This is a genomic window from Anaerosporobacter faecicola (genome assembly GCF_012070565.1).
Lineage (GTDB): Bacteria > Bacillota > Clostridia > Lachnospirales > Lachnospiraceae > Anaerosporobacter > Anaerosporobacter faecicola.
On the sequence record NZ_JAAQRO010000044.1, the window covers coordinates 16,041 to 42,687 of the forward strand.

The following is a 26,647-nucleotide window of genomic DNA, read 5'->3' on the forward strand; positions in this document are numbered from 1 at the left end:
CGTATTCATCACTGGTGTGACATATTCCATCACTGAAGTGTATTTTAACATAGATCAACAACGAATGTAAATATAATTTATTCTAAATAACTACCTATAAATAAATTATTTTTCATCGTTTTTAATTAAATTTCTGATTTGTTTAAATCCTGCTTCGGAACTTAATCCTGCAAATTTTCCTCCAGATTCCCAGTCGCTACAAGTCAACTTACTCTCGTTAATTATATTCTCGAAGCTATCCATTCCTTTCTCAATCATGTCAGGATTTTTTGCTATTTCATCTGATAATAAGCCATTTATTGACTTACACCCCATAGTCTTTTGAATATAATATTTCTTATCGTATTCCGTAATAACTTCTTCATAGTTATAATACGCACTGTTTTTGCTAAAGCAGTCGCTCCACTTTTTCTTTACAGTTTCCCAACATGGCTTTAATATCTCATTTGCCAACTTATCTGCATATTTTTCAATATATTCACTTGCTTGTTCAAAACTTTCATTTTTAATAGTTTCATCTATAACTAAAACATCACATATTTTAGTTATAGATTCATAAAAAGTTTTAAACCCTACTATTCCAACACTATCAGCAGAGTTAATATCTAACTTTATTGCATTCATCCAAACACTATTTTCATCATTATTTAACTTGTATGCTGCATTAATACAAACATGCTTACGTATATCTGTAACATTTTTTTCAATTAATTCATAATTATAAAGTGCTAAAATCGGTAAATCAGACTTAATTGGTTTAGCTTTTGAATTTATATCTCTAAAAATTTCAACTTCAACACTTCTTTTATCATCTTCTATTGCTAAAATTGCTACGCTAAAATTATATTCAAATGTAGGATCTTTTGAATATATTTCTCTAACCCCTGCTAATCTATGCTGTCCATCTATTACCCTTAATTTTTCATCTGTGCTGAGTGATTCAAAGTTAATAGTATAGTTCTCTTCATCTTCTTTCTCTATTATCTTATCTAATGTCGATTTATTTGCTCCCAAAATAATTGTTGCTGGAGAAATAAGCTCCTTTTTTTTAATACTGTTCGCAATTTTCTTAAAATGCTTTGTATTTAACGCTCTTTGGTATCCATATTTACTTTCTCCGTATATTAATATTTCTGAAACTCTATTAATAACACTAAATGGTAGTACAAGAATATAACATTCCTGTTCCATTTGTTTGTATTCTAAGCATCTATAACTATTCATTTATTTTCTCACTCCATTTCCCTAATCTCGATTCCACTATCCTAAGAATATCATTATACTGTGACTTATTATTTGGATGATTATAAGTTTTTAATGTTTCTTTCATATTTGATATATAGACTTTTATATCATCTGGATCAATTTCAATCTCTATTATCTCATCACAAACAACTAATCTAAATAAACATTCTTTTAATCTATTTCCTATTTCTTCTATCGATTCTTCATTTATTTCTGTATAATTTTCAACATTTCCATCCATAATGCTACCAAGTTGTTCATTATGCGCTCTTTCTGCCTCTATATAGCAATACAAAAGTTCACTATTAATAAGAAAATTATTATCTTGAAGTGATAAGCTTTTACTCTTCAATAAGTTAATTATATAAGTGACTACATCATTAGCAAGTATAACCTTATTACATATTTGAGAGTATTTATCCAGTTTATAATAAATAATATTTTCAATCAACTCTTTAACCATATCTTCTACTGATAACTGACTCTCTAATGTATTCATCCAATTAAAATATATTAATTCTATAAGTCTTAATCTAAAATTATTCTCCTTTAATTGTAGATAGTTTTTAATCAAATCCGTATTCGGTATAAACGCTGTAATTTCCTCTACAGCCTTTATCCCATTCTCTGAAACTAACTTAAGACTAGCATCTAAGCCTGCTGTTTTACTGTATATATAATAAAGTAAATCTAAATTATCCTCTAATAGATAATTAGACGAAAATATATCTATTATCTTTTCTCGGTACAACTTATCTATGCTATTCATAAAACTAGCTTTTTGATAATTTTCATTAAACTCTTTTTTATTGTTCCTAATGGTAAGTAAAGTATCTTCAATTTTATCTAATACTTCACCTATATTGTTCATAATTGATTTATTTGTATCCTTAACAAAATCATAATCATAATCCTTATAAAATAGGTTATGCTCCAATTCACCCCAAGCTGAATCTATTTTACTTTTAATTTGTAATTCAAATTTTATGTAGTCTTTATAAACTCCTTTTAACTTATATATTTCTCGACCATTTTTCATTATTGTTGGATTATCATCAAACTCTAAAGATACTATATCAGAATTATTTAGTTTTTCTTTTAATAGGGTAAATACTTTCTTACAATCAACTTTTAAACTAGTAAGAATCTTTATTCCTATTAAATCATCCACTCCGCAAATCTTATTGCATAAGTTGTTCTTTTTGAATTGTTCTAATACTGCATGCTCTTCAAGTTCCTTTGGTATTTCCTCATATACATTCGTTCCTTCAAGCAATGTTTTATATTGGAAAATTTCTTCCTTTCTAATTAATTTTTCCTTTAGGCTTTCAGGCTTTTTTACTCTGCTAGAAAATTCATACAAATATATGTTTTCATATACAGAATTTTCTAATACTAGATCATACTTTTTCGCATTACCATCTAAAGCTGTTTTGATTTTATCCAATATTACTAAATCTATCTTCTCAAGGTAATCCTTTATATTTTTCTCATAATAATCGCTTACTTGTTTAGCTTGATCTATATGTGATCTTATTTCTTCCATCTGTTCACGCTCTATTCCTCTCCATCTAACTAATCTGGTATAAAAATTACTATCTTCTTTCTATACCAGACTATTCATACTTGTATTATGCGATACTCTCGCTATTCTTCTTAATCTCTCTGATAACTCCCATTATCCCCTTGGCAGCAGTCATATTGTCTTTAAACAATACAGATATACTTCCAAGCGTTCTAAATGGTTCTTCCGTCAATACTCTGTTATCTTCAATCATTCCATTTGCAACAACATAATCAATGATTAACTTTACAAATCGTATTTGATTTACATTCAGCTTTTCTTCACTAAGGAATTCACTAAATGCTTCATTTGCTGCTGCTCGATCTAAACCTACCATTTTACGAACAAGAATGCTTACTGGCGTATCTCCATACTCTTTCTCGTAATCAGCTTTACTTCCAAGCTCTTCCCATAAGATATGCTCTAATTGCTTAAGTTCATCTTGGTTAAGCTTCTTGTTATTTCGTAGCTTGTAGACTGCAAGCATATCCGAATGTTCCTTAAGATAGAACTCAACTTTCTTCTGATAATTCTTTAGATCATTTGTATTGTACATTGCTTCATTTTCATTTACTTCTAACACTTCATCTTTAAAGTCTGTATAGTAAATTACTTGCTTTCCACGTTCAATGAATTTAAGCAAGTCACGCAACGCAACACGCACCTTTTCTAATTCAAACACATCTGCATTATCCCAGAACTCTGAAGTTTGTACTCGTTCGATTACTGCTTTCTGTTCTAATACCTGTGGAATTGTTCCTAACTTAGAAAGTTGCTCTGCTGTTGATACAATGTTCTGAATTGGCTTACTTGCATTCTTACTTTGTAGGTATGCTAAATCTACAGTATATATTAAATAATCAAAACGCTTAGCTAACTCATCTCCCGGAATAGGATTAATAATTGGAGAAATATGCTCTTTTACTTCCATAACATTCGCCGTATTTAACTGCTGCCATACTTCTTCTTCGCGATAGGCCTCAACCTGTCGTAAATGAAGTTTTACTCGGAAGCTTTCCATATTTAACGCCCTAACCCCTTCAAGAAGATCAGAGACCATTTTGTTACGGTACTCAATATATTCTTGTTCTTGATATCTAATATCCTGTAGCTCACGAGCAATCTCTAATTTGGTATTATAAATCTTTTCTGTAAGGCTTTCACCAATGGCAGAGTCTATTCCTTTCGGATTCATACGGAAGAATTCAAAGTTATTACAGTAGTCAAAGATTAAAAAACCTTCCTTATCCATTCCTACACCAAATAAATCCTTACATAATCTTGTTCCACGTCCAATCATTTGCCAGAACTTTGACTTAGAACGGATCTTCTTAAAGAATACTAAGTTTAATACTTCTGGAATATCAATTCCTGTATCAAGCATATCTACAGATACTGCTATCTGTGGTAACTTGTCTTTTGTACTGAAATCATCAATTAAAGAATCCACGTATTTGATACTATAATCAATCTGCTTAATAAAGTCATTTCCTAAATGCGGATACATTGTATGGAAACGTTCTACAATTGCTTTGGCATGAAGACTATTCTTTGCAAAGATAATTGTCTTACCAATCTTATCTCCACCCTCAACTTTGATTCCTTTTTCCATTAGATCAGAAAGTACTCGATCAATCGTAGAATCATTAAATAACCATTCATTTATTGCATTGCTATCAATATCTTCCTGTACTGTTTCATCATCTTCAAAGGTAGATTCATACTGCTCTTTCTCTTCTTCTGAAAGTTCATTATAATGAATACCGTTTTCCATGATCTTAGTCTTAACTTCAATTGTTTTGTAATCCACCAAGTATTCATCTTCAACTGCTTTCTCTAACTCATAAGCAAACGTAGGCACACCATTTTCCAAATCAAATACACTATATGTATTCTTATCAATTTCATCTTTTGGTGTTGCTGTAAGCCCTAATAACATCGCATCAAAGTATACAAAGATATCTTGGTATTTCTTATAAATACTTCTATGGCTTTCATCCACGATAATTAAATCAAAATGACCAGGTGTAAACAGCTTTCTACCATCTTTGCTCTTCTTTTCATCAATGGCATTTAGCATTGTTGGATATGTTGAAAATATCATACGTGCCTGTTCTGGATTGTCTTTAGAATCTAGTAAATTACAAACTGATAAACTTGGTAGCAGATTTGTAAAGTTCTTCTTAGCCTGCTTAACTAATGCTGTACGATCTGCTAAGAATAGTACATTCTTCACATAATTATGACGCATCAATACATCTACAATTGAAATGGCTGTTCTTGTTTTTCCACTACCTGTTGCCATAACAAGAAGCATTTTTCTCTGCTTACGGTCTACTGCATTGCAAACTGACATAATCGCTTCTTTCTGATAATAACGATTCGAAATGTTATCATTAATCTCAACATTCTCAAAAGGCTTTCTACTAGAACGACGGTCAATCATAAGCTGTAGTTCTTCCTTCGTGAAGATTCCTGATACACTACGTCTTGTATAGCCATCATAATCATTAGTAAAGTCAAATTCAAATCCATTTGTAGTAAAGATTAATGGACGTTGACCATATTTATTCCGTAAACAGTCTGCATATAGCTTTGCCTGCTGCGATCCAATGATTGTATCTTTGCTTGCTTTCTTTGCTTCAATTACTGCTAATGGCTTACCGTTGTTTCCAAACAAAACATAATCTACATAACCGATACCTGTTGGATTAGGCATTCCTTCCACTTCGACTTCTACCTGACAATCAACATCCATTTTCCAACCTGCTAAGGATAGTTCTACATCAATATATTTCTGTCTTGTCTGAGCCTCACATAGCTCATCCACTTTGAACTCTTGCTTTCTTACATGATCTTGTCTTTGTTTTGTCAACTCACTTCGTAATGCTTCGTTCTCCTTGCGCATTTGTTCAATCGTAAGATCTTTTTCACTTAAACATTCAAAATATTCTTTGTTTTCTTCTGGGCGTTTTCTTGCTTGTCCGCTTTCTTCTAATAAATCCTCATCAAATTCACCACAAGTATATTCATCCGAATAACAGTAATCAATCCATCGAATAAACTCATGTAAGTTACGTAACGAAAGAATAGCATCATCACGTTTAATATTTTCATTGGTATGAACTGCTTTATTTCCTAACTGAATGACATACTTAATCATTGGAAATAGCTTTGGTTCAATAATATCACGAAACGACTGTTCATGAATTAAACTTGAAATATTGTTTTGATATGGGATTCTTAAATCATTATCATATCCATACACCCATTTTACAGATAGCTCCATCGCTCTTCTTGATAGAATTGCAGATGTAGCAGGAGAAACCAATAACGATTTCTCTGCTTCTATTGCTTGCTCTGCAAAAGAGGTATAAATTGATTTACTTTTCAAGAAATCAAAATTGGTGCACATCTATTTTTCTCCTCTCAATTCATAGTAAATATCTTCTAAGAATCTATTTCTGACTTCTGTAATACCTTTTCTATTCTATTACATATTCTATCTCTTTTCCGTTCCCATGTTGATATGCTAAGTTTATTACTTATATCAAAGTCTTTTTCTATCTTATCCTTCAATAAATTTAATTTTAGAGGATCATCTATTTTGAATCCTTGAGTTAAAGGTATAACCCCCTCTATATCTTTAAATGTAAATGGTGGTACAAGAATTGGAATATGCTCTTTGGATAAAACCCACGCTGCACCCATTTCACACATGCAAACCGAACTATTATAAAAATTCTTTGATAATATAAACAACACTAGTGAATCCGCAGACAATTCTTCTTTTATAGTATCTAGAAAATTCTCACCAAGATCTATTCCATATCCGTCAAAAGAAGTACAAAAAATTTGATTTGACTCTAATCCTATAGTTTCGAGTAATTCAATAACTTCTTCTACAATCTCTGCATCCTTTGATGCATGACTTATAAATATTTTTGATGTATGTGCTTCTTGTTCTATTGCTTCAGCCACCACCGGAGTAATTTCTGATTCTTCTTTTAGTTCTTCAATATACTCTGCAATCGAATCCTTCAATATTTTCATATCTCTTCTAAAACATTCTAAATGTTCTGATGTGTAGTCACTAGATGATGTAATAATCATTGCTGGAAAATAAAATTTTAATTTACTAAATTGCTCATACTCCATAGACTCTCTTCCAAAAATCTGTACTAATGTTCGTTCTACGCTATTCTTCCATGTCTTAAACTCTGGATCGCTACTACTCTCATTCCGAATTCTATTTGCTTTTTCAAGAAGCTTTTCTAATTGTTTTATTTTTCTTTCAATTTCCAACTCTCTTCCCCCATTCTAACCTTATTTATATTGTAGATATCGTAATAAATCTTATATTATAACATTCAAACTAATTTGTAATGTTTCTATATTATTTATTAAACAGTACACTATTTAAAATACTTTTGCATTAATGAATTAAATAGTTCTTGAAGCTCATCCAATGACTTCTCTATCTTAATTTTCTGTTTATCGACTTGTTCTTTAAACAATAAAAACTCTTTTTGTAATGTAACAGGTGGAATATAGATACCCATAGATTGCAATTCCTGAGCATTAATATTAGCTTGTCCACTTGCCGCCTTAGCCATTGAAAATAGTTTTTTCTTAGTGAAATCCATATTCATAAATGTAGATAAAAACTCTGGTATCGCCAGTTCAGTATTAACTCTAACTCGTACAACAAAACCTGCAAGCACCATCATTTCATCCCTATTGTAGACACATGTCTTTCCAACAAGTTCCTTACTATTAGTTCTATTAAATAATACATCTCCTCTTGCAACAGTACACTTTGGTAATTCGTTTTCAGGTACATCGATCTGCTTAACATCTGATAAATCAAGTTCTCCTGAGTAAGTAATGTTATTCATTCGTAAATATGGATACTTACCACCCTCTACAGCTGGTCTACTAGAACCATATCTAACCTCATTAACAATATCGCGTATTGTACCTTCATCCCATCCCTTTTCATTTTGTGGATAAGCACCAAATAACTCGATAAATCGGGATTTAACAAGCTCATCTAGGTCTAATAATTGTTTCTTTCGATCATCTATAATTTTTTGTGTCTTTTGTAGTATATTAGCTATTCTTTTTTGATCTGCTATATCTATTAATGGAATTTTAGTTGCTTGTAAAACTTCTAATTTTATTCCTTGTATTGTTGCCCCTCTTGCTTTTGCATTTAATACAGGTGCAACTGACTTAATAAAGTATCTCAAATAATCTAAATTCCAGTTATCTCTATCTATATCAACGATTGATATAATATCTTGATTTGTACACATTTCAACCGTATTTACAGCAACCTTACCAACACCAACACGTGTTCCTACCATTAAAGAATATGGCGGCACTATTTTAGTAGCACTATTTGTTACTCCACTATCAGTCAACCAATCTGTTGCATTATTTTGATTAATTTTTTCTCCATTCAAAGCAACAGTTGTAATCCAAGGTATGTCACCACCAAAGTAGCTTGATTCTTTCTTTGATGGTGTTCCACCTGATTGAAACTTACCTATTGATTTAAGCTCAATTTTTTGCATCTATCATCCCTACAAATCTGAATTTGTCTATCTAACAATTCTAGATTTCCTTTCTTCTTCCATTCACTTTTCTACTCTTCTAGCATTTTTGCAAGTTCTACTAAGCCTTGCTGGATTTCATTTTCCAGTTCATTAATGCGTGATAGAATTACAGTAGGATGATCATATTCAACAGTTTCATATTCAATCTCTTTGTACTTGATAATAGATAAATCATATCCATTATCAATAATCTCACTTACTGGAACAAAGAAACTTTGTTCAGTACGTTTTCTTTCAATCTCTTCATCTAACTTACCAAATCTCTCAACAATATCTGGAATATCATTTTCTTCAATAGGTTGTCTCTTATCATCTAAACTAAAACCATCTGCTTTCATATCATAAAACCAAACTTTATCAGTTCCACCTGCATTTGTTTTAGTAAAAATTAGTACTCCTGTAGAAACTCCTGCGTATGGTTTAAACACACCACTTGGCATAGAAATAACTGCTTCAAGTTTTTGATTTTCTACAATCTCCTTACGAATCTCTTTATGCGCTTTACTGCTGCCGAATAATACACCATCTGGAATAATGGTAGCACTTCTACCGCCTACTTTTAATGAACGAATAATTTCGGCTAAGAACAATAATTCTGTTTTCTTTGTTTTAGTTACCTTAAGTAAATCAGTACTTACTGCTTCATAATCTAATGAACCTTTAAAAGGTGGATTTGCTAAAACAAGCGTGTATTTTTCTTTTTCTGTATTTTGCTCAGATAAACTATCCTTATATTCAATATTAGGATTATCAACACCATGAAGCATCATATTCATTGCTCCAATACGAAGCATAGTTCTATCCATATCAAATCCATAAAACATATGATTGTTAAAATGCTCTTTTAAACCTGCATTTAAAAATAGATCTGCATGATTTTCTCTTAAGTATTCCTGTGCTTCTACTAAGAATCCTGCACTTCCCATTGCTGGATCAACAATGATATCACTTGGTGTTGGCTTCACTAAGTTCACCATCATTTTAATAATATGTCTTGGCGTTCTAAACTGCCCATTTGTTCCTGCTGTCGCAACTTTAGATAATAAGTACTCGTATAAATCACCTTTTGCATCATGACCTGACATATCTAACTGATCGATACCATCAATTATCTTAGATAGCATTTGAGGTGTAGGAATCTTAAAGATCGCATCTCCCATATATCTTGCATATGCTGATTCCCCATCTTGATGTAAGTTCTTGATAAATGGAAAAGCTTCATTCATAACAATATTATACATATTCGTAGCTTCTTCATTTTTAAACTTGCTCCATCTTAAATGTTGTTTATCTGACGGGAAAGTTGCATCAAAAGGAATACCGATTAATTCAGCATCACTTTCCTTCGTTAATTCAACTTCATCTAATTGTTTCATGAACAATAGATACGTAAATTGCTCTATTACCTCAAGTGGATTTGTAATACCACCTGTCCAAAATGTTTCCCAAATTCGGTCTACTTTACTTCTTAATTCACCTGTAATCATAGTATACTCCTTTTTCTTGTCAGCTCGTAAAACTACATAACTTTACTAAGTTAATAGTAACATATTCGCTATATTTCAACAATATTTTATTATCTGTAGCTAATTGTAAATTTAATATTGAAATCATCATTTTTATTCCAGTCTCTTACCAAACATGCTTCTAGTATAGTAAAGAAAATCTACCTCCCCCTTAGTTTTTACTGCCCTCTCTATAGAATTTTGAAGAAAGAGCAGCCTACTTACCACTCTCTTTTTCAAACTCTAATTCAATTTCTGCACAATACTTATAAAACGTTGCCTTAGCGCACTTAGCAATTGCCATTACTTCTGAATCCTTCAATATTCCATAGAACTTCTTAGAATGCTTCTTAATGATCTCTTTTGCTTTCTTAGCCTTCTCTGTCTCGATTTTACTACTCTAACCCGTCCTATTTGTTTACCTGCTGCCCTTGCGACTTCTATTCCTTCTTTGGTACGCTGCTGTAAGTCCTTTACTTCCTTCTCTGCCTGATCAAATGCAATCGTTACCTGTTCTTTAGCAATAGCCATTAAGTATTCATTAATTCCTTTTAAGATGCTATCCACTTTAGTTCCTGTTAGTGCAATATTGTTTGTTAACGCTTTCTTATACGTAACTGTATTGATATGAGGCTCTTTAATAAATACCAGCTCTATTCCTTTATTAAACAACTCTTCATACAATTCAAAGCCTCGTTCGGCATCTCTGCTCATTCTCGATACAGAATCAAAGATAATAGTATCTCCTGAACTAACTTGCTTTAATAGCTTATTAAACTCTGTACGAATATCTATTTTGGTTCCTGTTGCTTTCTCTGTATAAATAACAGCATTAGAATCATATCGCAAGATATTTCTAATCTGTCTTTCTAATACCTGATCCTTTGTACTTACTCTTGCATAACCATATACTTTATTACGTCCCATAATACTCCCTTTTCTACTTGGTTCATTAATAACGAACCTCTGGACAATACTTATTCCATGGCTTTAATGCATTTAATGCTTCCAACTCCGAATCTACCATGGAACAATCATAAGAATAATTCTTCTCCACTATATTTACATAATTATTGCCACAACCTCCAACTCCAACTCCAACTCCAACTCCAACAAATAAAATTTTACTCTTCTTATCCATTTTTATCTCCTTTATTATCTTTTACCCCCTATATTTTCATTCCCACAATTAAATTCTATTAAGCTATATATTACTATAGAGCAATCCTTTTAAAGATGTAAAGTAAATTTATAAAACGCTATTGTATGTCTTGTCATTTACTCTACAAATTCATCAACGGACTCGTCTTAACCGCAATCTCCAACACATCGTCATTACTCATAGACTGCAAATACCTCTTAGTAATATTGATATTGCTGTGCCCTAATAACTTAGATACCGTAAACAAGTCACATCCGTTCTTCAATTGTGTCTGAGCATAATAATGCCTACAAGTATGAGGACTAATCCTTATCTGCTGACTTACCTTAACGCCTTCCCCACATTCCTTTACAACACGTTCTATCGTCTCTATTGTGAGTTTCTTGCCTTTCTGAGAAAGCAGCAAATATTCTGATTGATAATTGTATTTATCCTTTATATAAGCTGTACGCACTCTCATATACTTAATAAGCTGCTTATTTATAGTCGGTGTCAGTGGCCACATGCCTTATCTTTTTCCCTTTACCAAGAATATTGATATAAGTATCACGTATATCAGTAAGTTTCAATCCACAAAGCTCTGCATTCCTCATCCCTGTATCTAATAGCAGTATCATGATAAGCTGATTTCTAACATCTAAGTATCTGCTGCCCTTATAAAACCGAACCTTCCGCACGACTTCATCATTTGTAAACGTATTAATCAATGTAATAGGCTCTTTCAGAAACCTTATCTTATCCATTGGATTACGAATAACGTACTCTTCTTGGAATGCATACTTAAAGTAAGCTCTCATAACCTTACTCATTCCATTTACATAGCTCTCTGTCAGTTGTTTATCATTAGATACTTAATATAACTCTTAATGACCGCTTGGTTTACCTCTTCAATCTCCACAATATCATACTCATTCTTAATAAACCGTATAACAGCCCTGTTATTGTTTTGATAAGACTTAATCGTCCTATCACTCAACTTTCTTAGCTTACAATCGAATATAAACTCCTTTAACACATCTTCTAACAACATAAAAAAACCTCCTATACGTGACATACGTATAAGAGGTTTTCTACATTCGTAACTGAGCTTCTAAAAAGTGTTCGTATACCATCACCGGCACGATTTTTCAGAGATTTGAGAACAATGAAATTGCGGAAACCCGCATAAAATCAACTATTCATCATCCTCATCTGGCTCATCCCAGTTGTGGTAAACTGCTTGCACATCATCATCTTCGTCTAGTAGATCCAATGTTTTTTGAAAGAATTTTATGTCTTTTTCATCAGTAAGTTGAACCCAAGTTTGAGGGATCATTGTTACTTCTGCTTGTGCCATCTTGATATTTTCTGCTTCTAATTTTTCACGTACTTCACTTACCATATCTGGATCAGTAAGGATTTCGAAGCTATCTTCTTCTTCTGCGAAATCTTCTGCACCAGCATCTAAAGCGATCATCATAAGATCATCTGCGTTCATATCGCATTCTTCTTTATCGATGATGATTTGACCTTTCTTATCGAACATGAAAGATACACAGCCTTGTGTTCCAACATTACCATTTCCTTTTGTAAAGGCATTTCTTACGTTAGAAGCAGTTCTGTTCTTGTTGTCCGTTAAAGCTTCTACGATGATTGCAATACCATTAGGACCATATCCTTCATAGCTTACATTTTCGTAATTAACGCTGTTTGCATCTCCAGCAGCTTTCTTGATCCCACGATCAATTGTATCATTTGGCATGTTGTTTGCTTTCGCTTTTGCAATTACATCACGTAGTCTTGAGTTATTAAGTGGATCTGCTCCACCTTCTTTAACAGCAACTGCAATTTCTCTACCAATAATGGTAAAGATTTTACCTTTCGCTGCATCATTTTTTTCTTTTTTGTGTTTGATATTGGCAAACTTTGAATGTCCTGACATATGAATTCTCCTTTATAACATTTGTAAATATTTTATGTTGTTGCACGTACGCTCTCTACCAACAACTTTATATGACGGAAAAACTCCGTTAATCAACAATGGGGACTGAACACGTTCCGCTCCATTTTATACACTAACTGAATTATTGTAACACGTTTTATTCCTACAAGCAAGTTTTGGTATGAAATAATCAAAACAATCCTTGTCAAATCCTAGTTATAGCCATCATTTCTTGTACTTACTAATTTGTTCACTTTCTCCATAACTTCGATGGTATCTTCCACTGAACGAATGGCACACATAATTGTATCATCTCCTGCGATACAACCAACGATTCCGTTAATGTGTAAGGCATCCAGTGCTGCTGCAACTGCCATTGCCATACCAGAAACCGTCTTGATTACCATGATGTTTTGTGCACGATCCATGGATACAAAACCATCACGTAAGACGCGTACGAATTTTTCGCTTAATCCTGCTTCTTGCTTCTGTAATACAATATACTTTTGTTTTCCCTTTTCAGAAGAAACCTTCGTTAATTTTAATTCACGAATGTCTCTTGAAATCGTCGCTTGCGTAACGTTATAGCCTGCTGCATTCAACAATTCCGCTAATTCTTCTTGTGTTTCTACATCATTTTTGGTTATCAACTCAATTATCTTTGTCTGACGTTTGATTTTCATACTTACCTCCTGATTCTTATCTTAATTTGTTCCTTAGAATCTCATAAAAATTCTTTTGATTTATTTTGATTAATTTTGTAACTTTCTCCGCTTTCTTAACAAGTATTCGGTCTCCCGCTTTTAATTCCATACCCATTCGTCCATCAAAAGTTGCAATTGCCTCATCCGTCTGTGTTTTCTTGCTTTTATCGATTAGTATTGTGATTTCATCTTCTGCAGAGACTAGCACACTTCGCTGTCCCATGGAATGTGGACAAATTGGTGTTACCATCATTAGATTCGTACTTGGAGCCGCAACCGGTCCTCCTGCAGACAGATTATATCCTGTTGAACCAGTAGGTGTCGCAATGATCACACCATCACCATGGTATGTATCAACCAATATATCATTAACAAAAACACTTACACTGATAATTCGTGAAAAACCATTTCGTCCAATTACAAGATCATTTAACGCATAATCTTGATATATAGTAGTATTTTCTCTAGTTATCTCGCCACAGATCATCATTCTTTCTTGAATCTGTATGTCTTGTTGCAGTAAACTATCCAGAGCTGGTATGATATCTTGTCTCTCAATCTCTGCTAAAAACCCTAATGTTCCCAGATTGATTCCTAACAAAGGAACTTCTCTCTGATACAGATCGGTAGCAGCACGAATGATTGTTCCATCGCCACCAAGTACAATCACACAATCGGTATCTTCCGGGATCCATGATACATCGGTAACCACTCCAGCAAAATTACTTTCCTTTTGTATAGAAGAGATCATACAATGTTTTCCCTTACTTAACAGATAGTCCCTAATTAACTTCGTCGTCTTGAATTCACTATCCTTATGGATATTGGTTATAATACAGAAATTATTCATTCTACCTAACACCAAGCCCTTCTCGTAGATTTACAGCGCACCGTGTGCATTGGCTACGGTCTCTCTAATATACATTGTTAAATCTAGAATAGCTTCATTTCGAACAGATTGGTTGCATTCTTCTAAAGAAAGTTCCATATAACGTTCTCCTTCTTCTCGTTCATCTGAAGAATCTTCTTCCTCTGCATTTGTTTCCGTGTTCTCAGTTTCCGGCTTCTTCTCCAGATAGAGCAGATATTCGATATTCCCCTCCGGTCCCTTAATCGGAGAATAATCTAGGTTCAATATATCGAATCCGATAGCAACGGCATACTTGATAACTTTTTCAATTACTTCAATATGAACACTCTTTTCCCGAACAACGCCTTTCTTTCCTACTTTCTCTCTTCCTGCTTCAAATTGTGGTTTGATCAGACATACAACCTGTCCCTTCTCTTCCAAAAGATTTCTTACAGGAATCAACACTTTTGTTAAAGAGATGAAGGCTACATCAATGGAAGCAAATGCAATTGGTTCCCCGATCTCTTCCTTCGTTACATAACGAATGTTGGTTTTTTCCATACTTACGACTCTCTCGTCCTGACGTAAGGACCAAGCTAATTGATTCGTTCCCACATCCACTGCATAGACTTTGGAAGCACCATTTTGTAACATACAATCAGTGAATCCACCTGTTGAAGATCCAACATCCATACATACTTTATCCTGCACCGATACTCCGTATTGTTCGATCGCTTTTTCAAGCTTATAGCCACCACGACTTACGTATTTCATGGCGTGTCCTTTTACTTCGATCTCCACATCAGATGGGAACATACTCCCTGCTTTGTCTTCTCTTTGTCCATTTACAAAAACGTTCCCACACATGATGATCGCTTTTGCTTTTTCTCTCGATTCAGCCAGATTACGCTGAACCAACATTACATCTAAACGTTCTTTCATAAGCACCTCATTCAACTACACTCATAACGCTACCTATAACTGGCGAAGAATCGTCGCAACTACAGCTTGGGCATCCAACCCATAGGCTTTTCTTAATAATTCAACATCTCCCTGTGGAATGAAAGTATCCGGAAGAGCGATACGAATGCATCTATTATCATTATAATTATTTTTGCATAAAAATCCAACTATTTTTTGACCAAAACCGCCAGATTCTACATTTTCTTCTAAAGTAACGACCATTTTATGCGATGGTAACAATTCTTTCAAAAGAGATTCATCTAGTGGAGCAACAAATCTCATATTAACCAAACTTGCTTTATGCCCTGTACTCTTTAATCGTTCTCTTACCTGAAGGGCTACTTCTGTCATACTTCCAAATGCTAACAGAAGGATTTCTTCTTCTCTGTATATTAATTCACTTTTTCCATATTCTATCGGCGTTTGATAATCTTCCAAACCAGCATAGGCTTTTCCACGAGGATAGCGAATAGCAACTGGTCCATCATGATTCACAGCGAATTCCAACATGTTGGTTAATTCCTGTCCATTCTTTGGCGCCATCACCGTCATATTCGGCATCGTTAGTAAATAGGAGATATCAAAGACACCCTGGTGGGTTTCTCCATCACTTCCTACGATCCCTGCTCGGTCAATGGCAAATACCACAGGTAATGAGCTAATACAAACATCATGAATAATCTGATCATACGCTCTTTGTAAAAAGGAGGAATAGATCGCAACAATTGGTTTCATTCCACCCGCAGCAAGTCCTGCTGCAAACGTAACCGCATGTTCTTCTGCAATCCCTACATCAAAGAACCGTTTGGGGTATTTCTTTGCAAATCGAGTTAATCCTGTTCCAGAAGGCATTGCTGCTGTTATCGCTACAATCTTATCATTGGCTTCTGCAAGTTCCAACAATTTCATGGAAAATGTTTCTGTATAACTCATACTACTTTTTTTCTTCACTACACCAGTTTCAATCACAAATGGATCAACACCGTGGTATTTGGCTGGATTCTTCTCTGCAAGTTGATATCCTTTTCCTTTTTTCGTCACCACATGGATGATCACTGCTTCTTTCATCTGCTTTGCACTATGAATTGCAGTCATCAACTGTTCGATATTATGACCATCAATCGGACCAATATAAGTAAGTCCCATATCTTCAAACAACATCCCCGGTATAAATAACCGTTTAATACTATCCTTCGAACGACGTAATCGATCTACTACCGTTTTCCCTTTTGGTAAACTGGAGAGTGCTTTTTCAATTCCATCCTTAAAGCCATTATATTTCACGCTTGTACGAATTTTTCCGAGATAGGTAGCCATTCCACCTACATTCTCACTGATGGACATATTGTTATCATTTAAGATAATGATCATATTCGATTTCAATCTGGCAGCATTATTCAATGCTTCGTATGCCATTCCACCTGATAAAGCTCCATCACCGATCACTGCAACCACATTGTACTTTTCTCTTTGCAGATCCCTTGCTTTTGCTAGCCCAAGTGCGGCAGATATTGATGTAGAACTATGCCCTGTATCGAAGGCATCACAATCGCTTTCTCGTCTTTTTGGAAAACCACATAGTCCTTCATACATACGAAGATTACGAAAGCCTTCTTTTCTTCCAGTCAATATTTTATGCGTATACGATTGATGTCCAACATCCCAAACCAATTTGTCCGTTGGGAGGTCTAATGACAGATGTAATGCCATTGTTAATTCAACAACACCAAGATTTGACGCAAGATGCCCACCCGTCTTGCTTATATTGGATATAAGAAACTGACGAATCTCCTCTGCCAAAGCCGCATATTCTTTTGCTGGTATATTCTTAATATCATTTGCTTTCGTAATTTTGTCTAACAAACCAGACGTTTCCATGTTCTTTTTTTTCTCTTCCATTATTTTTCCCTGTCTATCAAATAATAAATTAAAGCTTCCAGATACTCGTTCTTCTTATTCAATGACTGATATTGCGCAATCGCTTTTTTTGAATAAGCAAGGACATATTGTTTCGCTTCTTCTATCCCATATAGTGTTACATATGTCGTCTTTTCATTCTTCTCATCACTATGAATTGGTTTTCCAAGTATTTGAAGGGTACTGGTCTCATCTAAGATATCGTCTTGAATCTGGAAAGCCATCCCAATGGAATGTCCCACCTTCCGTATTGTCTCAACCTCTTGATCCGTTGCACCTGCTAATATCGCTCCAATCATCATGGAGGCTTCAATCAATGCACTTGTTTTCCAATCATAGATCACATCAAGTCGTTCTTTGTCAACCTGTTTTCCTGTCAACTCTACATCTATGACCTGACCACCAAGCATTCCATAAATCCCTGGTTTTTCGGTTAAAACTTTCATGGCTTTCATGATGCGATTTGCACGATTTACATAGTCTCGTAATTGTTGTTCCGATAATTTATTCTCAAATGGCTCTTGCTCTAAACAACCTGCATACGCTTTACAAGCTGTTTCATAGGCAAAATTAAGCAGACCATCTCCTGCTAGTATTCCCATTGCTTCTCCGAATACAACATGAGTGGTCTTCCTGCCACGACGATATTCATCATTATCCATTGCTGGCAGATCATCATGTACCAATGAATACGTGTGAATCATCTCCATTGCTGCCATAAATGGTTCAATCTCTTTCTTCTCATTCCCACCAAATAAACGATAGGTCTCTTCCATTAACATTGGTCTCAACCGTTTTCCACCGGCTAAGACACTATAATTCATTGCTTTTAATACGGTTTCTTGAAAACCGCGCTCTTTTGGAAGGTAATTTATAATTACCTTCTCAACCTCTTCTATTCGTTTTTCTAATTCTTCTTTAAAGTTCATGTTCTTCTGATTCTCCTTCTTCATTAAGGATCAGGATCTTTTTCTCCACTTTATCAATGGAATCATTGCATGATTTTACAAGCTTCATGCCTGACTGGTATAACTTGAACGATTCCTCCAGACCTACTTCTGGATTTTCTAATTGTTCAATAATCTGTTCTAATTCATCAAATGTTGATTCAATGGTTTTTGCTGCTTTTGCCATTATTCACGCCTCCTTGTCATCGTTGATTCTACTGTTGCGTTTACCTCTCCATCAAGCATCGCAATTGTAATAGAATCCCCTTTGGCAACCTGCTCGATACTCCGTACGATTTGTTTCTTCTCGTCCATTACGACGGCATATCCCTTGTTTAGTTTTTCTAAAGGAGAAACACCTTTCATTCGTTGTGCATATAACTCCAACTGGTGTCTTTTGGCTAACAAACGTTGTTGCATCAAGGATTGCAACCGATTTTCCCGTTCAATCAGATCTTGTCGTCTGGAATTGATCTGGTTGATGGGGCTAGTATGCTCTAATTGCATTCCATATCGTTGAACTTGGTTTCTCGCCAACTGAATCTTCTGTCGCATATGGAATTGAAAGGTTCTCTGATATGCTTGCAGATCGTCTAGTAGATCTCGTATATCTCCCGTAACCAATTCCGCCGCAGCCGATGGTGTTGGCGCCCGTAAATCTGCCACATAATCTGCAATGGTAGTATCCGTCTCATGTCCAACGGCGGATATGATTGGCGTCTTACATGCATAGATCGCTCTTGCTACCGATTCTTCATTAAATGCCCACAAATCTTCAATGGATCCTCCACCACGTCCAACAATGATTGTATCCACACCATAAGTATCAAGGACAGAAATTCCTTTGATAATAGAAGGCGCAGCAGCGGTTCCCTGAACCAAAGCTGGATATAAGACCAACTGCAGGTATGGATTTCTTCTGGACGTTACCTGAATCATATCCTGAATCGCGGCACCCGTTTTCGCTGTTACAATACCAATCTTACGAGGATACTGCATGATTGGTTTCTTATGAGCCCCATCGAATAAGCCTTCTGATTCCAACTGTTTCTTCATAACTTCAAACTTCTGATAGAGAACGCCCGCTCCATCTAAGAGAATCTCTCTCGCATATAATTGGTATTTGCCATCTCTTTCGTATACACTGATACTACCGAGAACGACAACACTTTGTCCCTCTTGCAAACGAAATCCTAGACCGCTTCTTTGTCCAGCAAACATTACGCATGCCATCTGTCCGCTTGCATCTTTTAAGGTGAAATAGATATGTCCAGAGGTATGGTACTTACAGTTCGAGACTTCACCTTTCACATAGATACGATTCAGCGCATAATCTCTTGAAAACATATCTTTAATATACAGATTAATCTGTGTGACCGTATATACATGATCCATTGAACTCTCTACCTCCTTCTGATTTACTCGCTGGTTAGGACGTCAAAAGCCCTTAACCACTCAATTAAACAAGTTTCGCCAAGATTCCGTTGATAAATGCAGCCGAATTGTCTTCTCCGAAAATCTTCGCTATCTCTACAGCTTCATTGATTGCCACCTTTGTTGGTACATCTTCATCATACTTCATCTCATAAATAGCTAATCGAAGAATTGTGAGATCGACTTTCCCAATTCGGTTGATTTTCCAACCTTCTGTTACACGCTCAATCATCCCATCAATATCAGTAATCAATGGTAATATTTTATCCATTTTATCTTTTAGATATGTCATATCTTTTTCAGATGGCTCTTCTAATTGCTCAAAATACATCTGAATTTGTTCATTCAACTCTGTTTGTTCATGAAATTCTCTACGAAATAACATTCTAAATAAATGTTCTCTACATTCTCTTCTATTCATTAAATTCCTCCTGCGTTTTCCTTACCTGTACGCGTTTCTTATAATTTAACAAAGAATCTGTTTTGCAGACTCTCTTGCCTAGCACGCTTGCTAAAATTTACTTCTTCGTACGAGTGTCATACCCACATCCCTATTACATAAAATATCCCCGCACATTAAGTGCGGGGGTTGAAGCACCCGTTCCACTCTGATCATGGGTATTTGATTATACGTTAACTCCAGCAATACGAACATTAACTTCTGAAACGTTTAATCCTGTCATATTCTCAATAGCGGCTTTTACTTTTTCCTGAACAGCTTCTGATGTTTTTGGAATGCTGCAACCATACTCTAAAGTGATAGCCAAATCCACAGAAACGGATTCTGGTCCAACTTCAACCTTAACCCCCTTAGATAAGTTCTTCATTCCAAGCTTACTTACAAGTTCATTCGTAATATTCCCATTCATTGCAGCTACACCTTCTACTTCTGTAGCAGCCAAGCCAGCAATTATAGCGACAACTTCGTCTGCGATACGAACTTCTCCAATGCTACCTTCTGAATGTATTCTATAATTCGTTTTATTCTCTCGTTCTTTACTCAACGCTAATTACCTCCTGTTTACATTTGAGCAGCTACTTGTATTACATTTTTTACCATAACAACAGGATAGCTACACATTTGGTACTATAAGCCTATTATATCAAACTTACACCGATTTGCAAGTCCTAACATAGTGGCATACTGGTATTTATAGTATTCCCAAAATGTTGTAATTCAAACGAATCTCGTCTTACTCGGCTTCTTTTACCTCTACAGGATTAATCGTAATCTTATCAGCTGATACGCCTGTTTTATTCTTTACAATATCTTCGATCTGTGCAATCGTCTGTTCTGTTGCATTATGTACACCTACGATAACATCTACTTTACCATCATCATAATTAATTGTAACAACAGCTCCAGAAAAGCCTTTTGCTTCTAACCAAGTTTCCGCAGCATTTTCTTTTTCTGCTATAGAAGTCATTGCAATCACTTTGTCCAGTGCTTCTTGTTTCTGACTCTCTGTTACACTACTGCTATCTACAATGCTCATAAGCAATTCTTTGTTCTTTGCTCTTGTCTGTTCTCTTTTTAATTTGGAAGATGCAAAGAAATCTGCATTGATCGTTGTATTAACCAATACTGCTTCGCCTGCATCATTCGTACCTTCTCCAGCTGTTGTTTCTGTTGCTTCTTCTGCGGCTGCATCTGCTGTCTTTGTTCCATCTTCTGCCTCAGCAGCTGCTGCATCGTATGCCGCATTATCTTCTTCTGAGATATCCATTGTACCATTTTCGAGGTCAGCTGTGAGTAATTCACTCGTTGCGTCATCCACACTGAGCACATCACTTGATGCGGTATCCAAAGCTTCACTGTCTGCTGTATCAAGTACATCTCCATCTGTAACTTCCAAGGTATCCTCGGTATTGGCACTTTGTTGTGCATCTTCTGCTTTATCCTTCGTAAACTGTAAGTATCCTGCAACAATAATCATGATTGCTAGTGCAGTTATAATTACTTGATTCTTTTTTAGAATATTCTTCATTGTTACCTCCTACTTCGAATTCATTTTCATTACTTTAATTTTATGTGCAGGTACATCAAATAATACCTCAACAGCATCAACAATTTCATTGATTATTGTCTGTGAGTCTCCTCCTTGGGCAATCACTAATACACCTTCTACTTCTGGTTCTAATTCCTTCACAACATAAGGAGTTGATTCTCCTGAGCCATTATTCTGAAGTACCGTTTCTTCCTGTTTTTCAATCGTATCGCTATTTCTGGATCCTCCAGCACTATCCGTTTCTGTTAATGTCTCCTGGGTATAAGGGGTGTCCTTTAGTGTTACTCGCTCTTTCGAAGACTTGACTGTGATCATGACTTCCACCTCTCCGATTCCAGCTACTTTCTTTAACACATTTTGCAAACGTTGTTCCATTTCATCCTCATAGGATAAACTTGTGCTTGATTGAACTTGTGATATCTCTTGGGTATTGGTTGTGCTCGTTTTCTTATCACCTCCCGAAAAAAGATTAGGAAATGAAAGAATAATTAAGAATATACCACATAATCCAATGATCAATAGTCTTGGTATACCTATTTCTTTTAAGGATAGTTTCTTTTTCTCCACGCTTTCTTTCCTCCTTACTCTTCCCGAATGGTTATGTGGATCTGTTCTTCCATTAATTGAAATGCACTAGCAAGTTCTAATCGTATCTTACTTTTCGTTTCCTCATAAGCGCCTACCTTCTCCTCAGTTTCGGTTGGTTCTTCCTGTAATGTTATCTGCTGATTGATCATAATCTGATCCACTCGTATCTCTTGCACCTCTTTTGATTCTTTGGTTGGATCTTCCATGGTAAACGCTGCATCAATTCCGATTTTCGTTACCATTCCATATTCACCACTTGTCTCATCTGTATTCAGATCTATCTGTACACTAGAAGCGTACAATTGGTATCTGGCTAATACTGTCGCAATCTGTTTTTTGATTATATCTTCATACTCCTTTAATATCTCCTGCTGCCCTGCATCATCTGCTGCTTTAATGTCAGCCGAATAATCTTTTGCCTCTACCATAAACAAATTATTCTGAAAATAATAATTAAATGTATCGGATAAATGAAATATCCCCATGACTGGTTTTGCCACGATCAAGATTAAAACCATTCCCGTGAAGATATTTATGTATTTTCGATAGCTACTCTTTCCAACCAAATTCATAATGATCGTAACAAGAATCAAGTACACCACGATATTGCGTACAAGTTCATAGATTGCTTTCATCTGAATCACCATGTCCTTTCCATCGTATGATGATTTTGTTCGAACCACCAATCGCCTTGTTCTCTCTTCCTCTTACATGGTAGTGGAGGCTGCCAATATAGCAATCGTCACCATGAACAACACCGCTGCTATGCTTACCACATAAACTAACAAACCTGCCGCATTAGCCGCTCCGCTTATGCAAGCAACAACCCGTTTATCAGAGATTGGCTGAACAATGGCTACACCAAGCTTATAGATTATCATGGTAACGATCAGTTTGACTAATGGTAATGCACAAATTACTAAGATCACCACAAGTCCTGTTACCCCAATGGCATTCTTTATTAAAGTTCCCGCTCCCATAACCGTCTCTGCTACGGAATTCAAGGAATTACCAATACCAGGTATGGCTTTCGTAAATTTAATCGCTAATGTTTTCTTCACTGAGTTCGATGCCGGAACGATTAATCCTTGAATGGTGTTAAAACCTACTACCGCAATGAATAAAGTTCGCATAGACCATTTGATGATCGACTCTAACAATTCTGCAAACTTTGATAACAAGTCTTCTTTTGCCAGGTTATTAACTAAGGTTATCACCATATAGATATTGATCAAAGGGATCATGATTTTTACCAGTACCACATCAACTACCGTAATTAACACAAGTGCACTTTCATAAAAGATCAGTGTAGTTGCCTTTGAGGTGCAGAATGCTATCGACATAAAATAAGTAGGTAGTAGTGCTTTCATGAATGACAATACTGCGGATATGGCGTCACTTGCTACGGCCGTTGCTGTAACAAATGTTCCTGTTATTGTGGTAAATAACAGCAAATAGGTAATATAAAAACTGGTCTCCCCTACTTGGTTATTCTCAAATATATTCGTGAAATTCGTAAATACCGCTGCTACGATGGCTATCATCAATAACTTTAATAATGCTCCCTTATTTGCACCAAACTCCTTGCCTAATGCAGTGAAGAGATCTTGTATAGCCCCCTTTGTGGATATTCCTTCTCCACCACTAAGTAATTTTCCAACGTAACTCTTAAAATCAAAGGAATTCCTCCCCATTAACACATCATCTATGGCATTTTGAATATCTCCATAATCAAAATCTTCATAATACGACAAATCTCCTGTTATGGTATTCTCGTCTGATGTAGTACCTCCTTTTTCGTCTTCTGTTTCATAAGCTTCCTTTTCTGCACGGACGACGGTTCCATTCATGCAGAAACTCAGTAATAAAAGTATAAGCAGTGTTCTTATGATCTGCATTCCCAATCGCGCCTTCTTCCTGTCTATTCTTATGCCAAGAACTCATTGATGGTATCCAATAGTGCAAGTAAAATTGGCATACTTACGGTTAATATGGATAACTTTCCAACCAGCTCAATCTGTCCAGCAATTGCCGCATGTCCAGCATCTTTACATAGACTCGATGCAAACTCCGATATATAGGTTATTCCTATAATTCGAAATAGTATATTAAAATACGTCTTATTGATGGATAGATACCCTTGTATTCGGTTAATGGTATCCAAAATGATTTCAAATCGTGTTAATCCTAATATCGTTATGATCACACATACTGCAGCTGCAATATACATCCCGTACTCGGATTTTCCACCTTTGAATTGGATCGCGATAAGGACGCCTACTATACCAATGATTGCTGCTTTAATCATAGAACCTTCCTTTCTTGTCCCATTTCTTAAACTCCAAGTGAGCCCACTATAGAGAAAATAAACTCTTTATCGTATTAAATAATTCCGATATATAGGGAATGATCCATAACAATACTAAGATCAATCCTGCCAAGCTTGTGAGAAATGCTTGTTCTTCTCTTCCTGAATGCTTGAGCACCTGACTTAATACAGAAACTAAGATTCCTACTGCTGCAATTTTGAATATTAGATTGATCGACATGATTCCTTCCTCTCTCTTTTCTAATTGTTGCCTGTCTGTATCTTACTATATTGACTAGATCAATATGATTGTTATGAATATCCCCGCCATAACACCCAACATATTATATAAACGCACTTTTTCTTTCACGCTATCCATTGCATCATCCAATTCTCCTTGAATCTGGGTTATGTATAGATCAATGGTGTTCAACTGCATCTCTTTATCAAGATAACCTAAGTTCTCCCCTAATCGAGATAACAATAACTTGTCTTTCTTATTCAAGCTCGTATCTAGCAATTCTTTCTCTACGCACCCTCGCCAAATGTCATTAAAACTTCTTCCTTCCAACTTGTCTAATTCTTCTTCAACTGCTAGTAAAAAACGTTTGAATTCCCCATCTGTTCTAGTTGCAAGGTTTCCCACTGCCTCGGGTAATGGGGTACTTGCATATCGAATCTCACCACGTAATACAAGAATTAACTTATTCAGTTCCTTTAGATCTTTGATTCGTTCTTTTAGAATCAAACTGAAGTAGACACCCATACCCCCAGTTGATAAGATGACTAAAACTGCTCCAATTACTTTCATTGCTACCATTCTCTTCCTCCTTTAGCGATCATAATTATCCTTATATAATAAGGTTCCTCTTGCATCGTATATCTCTTCTACACACCCAATGTTCTTTCGATTATCCATAACGATATACCGTTCAAAAATCTTTTCCCGCACAAGGCGTCCAAGAATTGGTTTGTTCTTAATGTCGTCGACGGAATTGCCGTGAACAGTAGCAATTAATTTACAGCCACAGTTAATCACATATTCGATTGCCTCGATGTCTTCTCTTGATCCGATTTCGTCCACGGCAATAATCTGTGGAGACATAGAGCGGATCAGCATCATCATTCCATCTGCCTTCGGGCAGCAATCCAATATATCGGTACGAATTCCTAATTCATTCTGTGGTATCCCCATATAGCAGGCAGCGATCTCTGAACGTTCATCTACAACACCAACCGTAACTCCTTCTGCTACGCCTTCCCCATTCGACAAATGTCGAATGATATCTCTAAGTAAAGTTGTTTTTCCACATCGAGGAGGTGAGATAATCAAGGTATGATAGATATTTCTTTTATCATCACTAGCGATATATGGTACTACCAGATTCGCACAACCTTTTACTTGATGGGATAGACGAACATTAATAAAGGATATATGCTTAATGCTTTTTATCCTGTTATCTTCAACTATGACTTTTCCTGCAATTCCTACACGGTGCCCACCCTGTATGGTTATAAATCCTTGACGAATCTCATCTTCAAATGCATACAGTGAGTAATTACTTATGTATTCCATCGTTTCTCGTATTTCATTTTTCGTAATAATAAAAGCTTCCTGTACTTGATCCGTTAGCTGATATTTTGTTGAAACGAAAAATTCTCGGTTATCGTACACTACCATTAATGGTGCATTAATCCGTAACCGGATTTCCTGCAGATTTCCATAATCCAAGTTAATTCGCGAAAGAATTGTTCTTAACTGAACAGAAAAAATTCTTAACAGCTCGTCTTTTTTAATCACCCATATCCCCCCAACGAAAGTTTACTTAAAACAATATATGTAAATGTCACAGATTTATTCCATATTAACCTTGCATTGTTTTATATCTTATATTAATATAGAAAACAA

At 35.4% G+C, this 26,647-nt stretch carries 29 protein-coding genes; all 29 read right to left on the minus strand.

Features of this window, described 5'->3' with window-relative positions; genetic code table 11:
* Positions 1–105: 105 nt before the first annotated feature.
* The 29 genes from HBB17_RS17670 to spoIIIAA all read right to left on the minus strand — a co-directional run bounded on the left by HBB17_RS17670 (position 106) and on the right by spoIIIAA (position 26,539).
* Complete coding sequence (locus tag HBB17_RS17670; protein ID WP_167958824.1) at positions 106–1,224, minus strand: DGQHR domain-containing protein; 1,119 nt, start codon at positions 1,222–1,224, stop codon at positions 106–108.
* The gene (locus HBB17_RS17675; protein WP_167958825.1) at positions 1,217–2,791 is read right to left on the minus strand and encodes a nucleotidyltransferase family protein; all 1,575 of its coding nucleotides are present in this window, start codon (positions 2,789–2,791) and stop codon (positions 1,217–1,219) included. Before HBB17_RS17675 ends, HBB17_RS17670 begins: the two co-directional genes overlap by 8 nt.
* Positions 2,792–2,876: 85 nt before the next feature.
* The gene (locus HBB17_RS17680) at positions 2,877–6,224 is read right to left on the minus strand and encodes a DEAD/DEAH box helicase family protein (RefSeq protein ID WP_167958826.1); all 3,348 of its coding nucleotides are present in this window, start codon (positions 6,222–6,224) and stop codon (positions 2,877–2,879) included.
* A gap of 35 nt (positions 6,225–6,259) precedes the next feature.
* Positions 6,260–7,114 (minus strand): toll/interleukin-1 receptor domain-containing protein, encoded by an 855-nt coding sequence (locus tag HBB17_RS17685; RefSeq protein WP_167958827.1) that lies wholly within the window; start codon positions 7,112–7,114, stop codon positions 6,260–6,262.
* 110 nt (positions 7,115–7,224) lie between these two features.
* Positions 7,225–8,388, minus strand: coding sequence for a restriction endonuclease subunit S (locus tag HBB17_RS17690; protein WP_167958828.1), 1,164 nt, complete (start codon positions 8,386–8,388; stop codon positions 7,225–7,227).
* Positions 8,389–8,459: 71 nt separating this feature from the next.
* A complete protein-coding gene (locus HBB17_RS17695) occupies positions 8,460–9,917 on the minus strand; it encodes a type I restriction-modification system subunit M (protein WP_167958829.1) in 1,458 nt (485 codons plus the stop codon).
* Positions 9,918–10,253: 336 nt separating this feature from the next.
* A complete protein-coding gene (locus tag HBB17_RS17700) occupies positions 10,254–10,862 on the minus strand; it encodes a recombinase family protein (RefSeq protein ID WP_330588278.1) in 609 nt (202 codons plus the stop codon).
* A 25-nt stretch (positions 10,863–10,887) separates the two neighbouring features.
* On the minus strand, positions 10,888–11,076 hold the full coding sequence (locus HBB17_RS17705; RefSeq protein ID WP_167958830.1) for a hypothetical protein: 189 nt from the start codon (positions 11,074–11,076) through the stop codon (positions 10,888–10,890).
* A gap of 142 nt (positions 11,077–11,218) precedes the next feature.
* Positions 11,219–11,557: a tyrosine-type recombinase/integrase gene (locus HBB17_RS20530; protein ID WP_238483790.1), complete on the minus strand. Its 339-nt coding sequence runs from the start codon at positions 11,555–11,557 to the stop codon at positions 11,219–11,221.
* Between the two features lie 16 nt (positions 11,558–11,573).
* Positions 11,574–11,894: a tyrosine-type recombinase/integrase gene (locus HBB17_RS20535; RefSeq protein ID WP_238483791.1), complete on the minus strand. Its 321-nt coding sequence runs from the start codon at positions 11,892–11,894 to the stop codon at positions 11,574–11,576.
* 32 nt (positions 11,895–11,926) lie between these two features.
* The gene (locus tag HBB17_RS20540) at positions 11,927–12,127 is read right to left on the minus strand and encodes a phage integrase SAM-like domain-containing protein (RefSeq protein ID WP_238483792.1); all 201 of its coding nucleotides are present in this window, start codon (positions 12,125–12,127) and stop codon (positions 11,927–11,929) included.
* A gap of 144 nt (positions 12,128–12,271) precedes the next feature.
* Positions 12,272–13,018, minus strand: a complete 747-nt coding sequence (locus tag HBB17_RS17715) for a YebC/PmpR family DNA-binding transcriptional regulator (protein ID WP_167958831.1) — start codon at positions 13,016–13,018, stop codon at positions 12,272–12,274.
* A gap of 212 nt (positions 13,019–13,230) precedes the next feature.
* The gene (gene argR / locus HBB17_RS17720; protein WP_167958832.1) at positions 13,231–13,701 is read right to left on the minus strand and encodes an arginine repressor; all 471 of its coding nucleotides are present in this window, start codon (positions 13,699–13,701) and stop codon (positions 13,231–13,233) included.
* A gap of 16 nt (positions 13,702–13,717) precedes the next feature.
* Positions 13,718–14,572, minus strand: a complete 855-nt coding sequence (locus HBB17_RS17725) for an NAD(+)/NADH kinase (RefSeq protein WP_167958833.1) — start codon at positions 14,570–14,572, stop codon at positions 13,718–13,720.
* Between the two features lie 30 nt (positions 14,573–14,602).
* Positions 14,603–15,514 carry a TlyA family RNA methyltransferase gene (locus tag HBB17_RS17730; protein WP_167958834.1) on the minus strand — a complete coding sequence of 304 codons (912 nt, stop codon included), beginning with the start codon at positions 15,512–15,514 and terminating at the stop codon, positions 14,603–14,605.
* 33 nt (positions 15,515–15,547) lie between these two features.
* Positions 15,548–17,434, minus strand: coding sequence for a 1-deoxy-D-xylulose-5-phosphate synthase (gene dxs / locus HBB17_RS17735; protein WP_238483793.1), 1,887 nt, complete (start codon positions 17,432–17,434; stop codon positions 15,548–15,550).
* Positions 17,434–18,381 carry a polyprenyl synthetase family protein gene (locus HBB17_RS17740; RefSeq protein WP_167958835.1) on the minus strand — a complete coding sequence of 316 codons (948 nt, stop codon included), beginning with the start codon at positions 18,379–18,381 and terminating at the stop codon, positions 17,434–17,436. Before HBB17_RS17740 ends, dxs begins: the two co-directional genes overlap by 1 nt.
* Positions 18,371–18,586 (minus strand): exodeoxyribonuclease VII small subunit, encoded by a 216-nt coding sequence (gene xseB / locus HBB17_RS17745; RefSeq protein ID WP_207717375.1) that lies wholly within the window; start codon positions 18,584–18,586, stop codon positions 18,371–18,373. Before xseB ends, HBB17_RS17740 begins: the two co-directional genes overlap by 11 nt.
* Positions 18,586–19,794: an exodeoxyribonuclease VII large subunit gene (gene xseA / locus HBB17_RS17750; RefSeq protein ID WP_167958836.1), complete on the minus strand. Its 1,209-nt coding sequence runs from the start codon at positions 19,792–19,794 to the stop codon at positions 18,586–18,588. Before xseA ends, xseB begins: the two co-directional genes overlap by 1 nt.
* A gap of 64 nt (positions 19,795–19,858) precedes the next feature.
* Positions 19,859–20,254, minus strand: a complete 396-nt coding sequence (gene nusB / locus HBB17_RS17755; RefSeq protein WP_167958837.1) for a transcription antitermination factor NusB — start codon at positions 20,252–20,254, stop codon at positions 19,859–19,861.
* Positions 20,255–20,459: 205 nt separating this feature from the next.
* Positions 20,460–20,837, minus strand: coding sequence for an Asp23/Gls24 family envelope stress response protein (locus HBB17_RS17760; protein WP_167958838.1), 378 nt, complete (start codon positions 20,835–20,837; stop codon positions 20,460–20,462).
* A gap of 189 nt (positions 20,838–21,026) precedes the next feature.
* Positions 21,027–21,821, minus strand: a complete 795-nt coding sequence (locus HBB17_RS17765; RefSeq protein ID WP_167958839.1) for a SpoIIIAH-like family protein — start codon at positions 21,819–21,821, stop codon at positions 21,027–21,029.
* 9 nt (positions 21,822–21,830) lie between these two features.
* Positions 21,831–22,409 carry a stage III sporulation protein AG gene (locus HBB17_RS17770; protein WP_167958840.1) on the minus strand — a complete coding sequence of 193 codons (579 nt, stop codon included), beginning with the start codon at positions 22,407–22,409 and terminating at the stop codon, positions 21,831–21,833.
* A gap of 14 nt (positions 22,410–22,423) precedes the next feature.
* On the minus strand, positions 22,424–23,113 hold the full coding sequence (locus HBB17_RS17775; RefSeq protein WP_167958841.1) for a stage III sporulation protein AF: 690 nt from the start codon (positions 23,111–23,113) through the stop codon (positions 22,424–22,426).
* A 24-nt stretch (positions 23,114–23,137) separates the two neighbouring features.
* A complete protein-coding gene (locus tag HBB17_RS17780; protein WP_167958842.1) occupies positions 23,138–24,328 on the minus strand; it encodes a stage III sporulation protein AE in 1,191 nt (396 codons plus the stop codon).
* Between the two features lie 29 nt (positions 24,329–24,357).
* On the minus strand, positions 24,358–24,738 hold the full coding sequence (locus HBB17_RS17785) for a stage III sporulation AC/AD family protein (RefSeq protein WP_167958843.1): 381 nt from the start codon (positions 24,736–24,738) through the stop codon (positions 24,358–24,360).
* A gap of 46 nt (positions 24,739–24,784) precedes the next feature.
* Positions 24,785–24,979 carry a stage III sporulation protein AC gene (spoIIIAC, locus tag HBB17_RS17790; RefSeq protein WP_167958844.1) on the minus strand — a complete coding sequence of 65 codons (195 nt, stop codon included), beginning with the start codon at positions 24,977–24,979 and terminating at the stop codon, positions 24,785–24,787.
* Positions 24,980–25,033: 54 nt separating this feature from the next.
* Complete coding sequence (locus HBB17_RS17795) at positions 25,034–25,558, minus strand: stage III sporulation protein AB (RefSeq protein ID WP_167958845.1); 525 nt, start codon at positions 25,556–25,558, stop codon at positions 25,034–25,036.
* A 12-nt stretch (positions 25,559–25,570) separates the two neighbouring features.
* Positions 25,571–26,539, minus strand: a complete 969-nt coding sequence (gene spoIIIAA / locus HBB17_RS17800) for a stage III sporulation protein AA (protein WP_167958846.1) — start codon at positions 26,537–26,539, stop codon at positions 25,571–25,573.
* Between the last annotated feature and the right edge of the window lie 108 nt (positions 26,540–26,647).